Raw genomic sequence first — 2255 nt, 5'->3', positions numbered from 1 at the left:
TTGCAACTATTTCGAATAATTCAGTTAAAACGGGAGAAGCCGTGTTAAAGAAATATTCTTCTTGTCTTTGTGTCAGAGTTTCCATCCAACCAGCATCATATATGCCAAGTTCTTCTCGAATTGTGTCATTAGTTACTAGATTTGTGCCATACGTTTTAAGGCTTTCATATCCTGCGTTGTTGAATACCGGACTGCACCATTCCAAAGCTCTTGAAAAATGAAAATCTAAAGAATCATTATAAGGTAAATTTTCATCTAAATGTTTTAGTATTATATCAGCAGATATAATGGCCTTCTTATTACCTCTTAAACACATGTCTAGCTGAAAGAAATTTCCTTCCATTGATGTTTCAATATCCTTTAGAATCTTATATTCAAATTGTTTTAGTTTCCTGTCCTCATTCCAATTATTGATCTGCAGTGCAATCAATATCCCAATCACCACCAAAAGTATCTCCCCAATAGCATACCTCATATATTTTAAAGGCTTGTTGTTATCAGCTAATTGTTTGCGGATACGTCTAAAAAAGTTAATCATAGTTTCTACTAATATTTTCAAAATATCCGCAAGCGGGTATCTCAACCATCCCGATAACTAACGGGAGTCCACCGGACATTTGATTTTGCTTTTCTCCTTCGCGCCGGCTGGCCCGTTCGCTAAAAACATTCACAGAATGTTTTTTAAACGCTCCGTCCTGTTTCGATAATGGAAGAAGCCTATCATAAGAAAGAAGAGGTTGGTTGTTCTTCCTAAGGTAATGATTTAATATAAGAGACTTAAAATCAATTTGGGAATAATCGAATAGAAGATCACCAAATTAGATAGAATAACAGTTTGTTAGGAGATAGGGAGCTATTAATTATATCTTATTGCTAACTTTTCGTTATTTGTTTTTCATTCAATTATTCTTCAATTTTGCTTAGCCTTCAATAGGGCAATTATTCTTTTCGATTCTTCTTTAATGATTTCACCTTGCTCTATCATAGTTCCATGTATTTCATCATTTACCATTAGCATGTGATGTTGATATTTTAGTCCATTTATCAAATCTTTGTCATCAGGTTCAACTCCAATAATATCATAAAAATCCGAATCAGATAAATCATTTTCTAGATATTTTCCTCGTTCTATTTTGTTATCAAAATATTCGGATACTTTTTTTTCAAATATAATTTGAGCTTGCTTTTGTGTATTTGAAAGTTCCATTAATGAATGGCTTTCCCGCTCAGTTAATAATTCTAAATTACCAGATGATTGCATCCCTAAAAATGTGAAGTTTATTGGATGATACCGATAAAGTGGTGTAGGAACTTTCAGTGCGCTATCAATTAAGATCCCGATCGGCTTATTACCCGATTCAAAAAACTTGTAATAGCCTTGAATATTCTTTTTGTAATTTTTTGCGAGTCCAATTTGTGTTTCAATATTTAAAGTGTCATTAATTAAATCACTTATTATTTTTTCTTTGAAGATTTCGGCTTTTATTTTACTTTTTCTTACTTCATTCCAATTATTCACTTGTAACGCCAATAATATCCCAATCATTACCAGGACAATCTCGCCAATTGCATACCTCATGTATTTTAAAGGCTTGTTGTCGTCTGCGAGTTGTTTGCGAATACGTCTAAAAAAATTAATCATGAAAAGGAAGAGGTTGGTTGTTCTTCCTAAGGTAAGGAATTATAATACATGACTTTAAATCATGCTGCCGTCATTTTTTATCGGACGACAAGCCCTCCTTCATTGTATTTCGGATGACAAGACCCCCTCCTTCTCCGCTCAAGGCGCATACGGATGGACGCGTGCGGTTTAAAATATGTGAAACACCAGCAAGATGCCTGCGCTGGCGGGGTATTCATTCCCGAACGAAAACTTTATGTAACATAAAGCTTAGGTAATCGTCAAAAAGGAACAACCAAAGCATTCACAATAGCTGTTGTTGCCCTCATAATAGCTGCTAATAACCAAATCATAGCTTTCAACAGTTAAGAATTTAAACATAGGAAATATGATCTTAGTTCAAATAATTTTTGCATCCCTGGTAATAGGCCCAATAGTATGGGGGATAGTCAATAGGTTTAGATACAAAGGTCTTAACGCGCCTAAAGTTGCGATCCACTACCCTACTATGATTAATTCTGCAGTAATTTTTGCACTGGCATTCAATATAATTTTCTTTCTGCAAGAGGTATTTCTTGTTCTTGGTAAAAAGGCGCTTGGCCTGCAATCTTTTCTATACCATAACAATCATACC

The 2255-nt window shown here is 34.5% G+C and carries 3 protein-coding genes; 1 reads left to right on the top strand and 2 read right to left on the bottom strand.

The features are described 5' to 3' along the window. Both Q0X89_RS10470 and Q0X89_RS10465 read right to left on the bottom strand, forming a co-directional pair. The coding region (locus Q0X89_RS10470; RefSeq protein ID WP_297693867.1) for a DUF6090 family protein at positions 1–538 on the bottom strand (538 nt) is incomplete at its 3' end. A gap of 372 nt (positions 539–910) precedes the next feature. Continuing rightward, positions 911–1642, bottom strand: a complete 732-nt coding sequence (locus Q0X89_RS10465; RefSeq protein WP_297693865.1) for a DUF6090 family protein — start codon at positions 1640–1642, stop codon at positions 911–913. A gap of 367 nt (positions 1643–2009) precedes the next feature. Here Q0X89_RS10465 and Q0X89_RS10460 point away from each other — a divergent pair. Then, the coding region (locus tag Q0X89_RS10460) for a hypothetical protein (protein WP_297693863.1) at positions 2010–2255 on the top strand (246 nt) is incomplete at its 3' end.

Origin of the sequence: uncultured Eudoraea sp. (assembly GCF_947258525.1) — a bacterium.
Classification (GTDB): Bacteria; Bacteroidota; Bacteroidia; order Flavobacteriales; family Flavobacteriaceae; genus Eudoraea.
This window is presented reverse-complemented; position numbering and strand designations above follow the sequence as displayed.

Bases quoted from the DNA above. Each gene is read 5' to 3' on its own strand.
- Q0X89_RS10465 (WP_297693865.1), bottom strand. From the start codon at position 1,642: ATGATTAATTTTTTTAGACGTATTCGCAAACAACTCGCAGACGACAAC.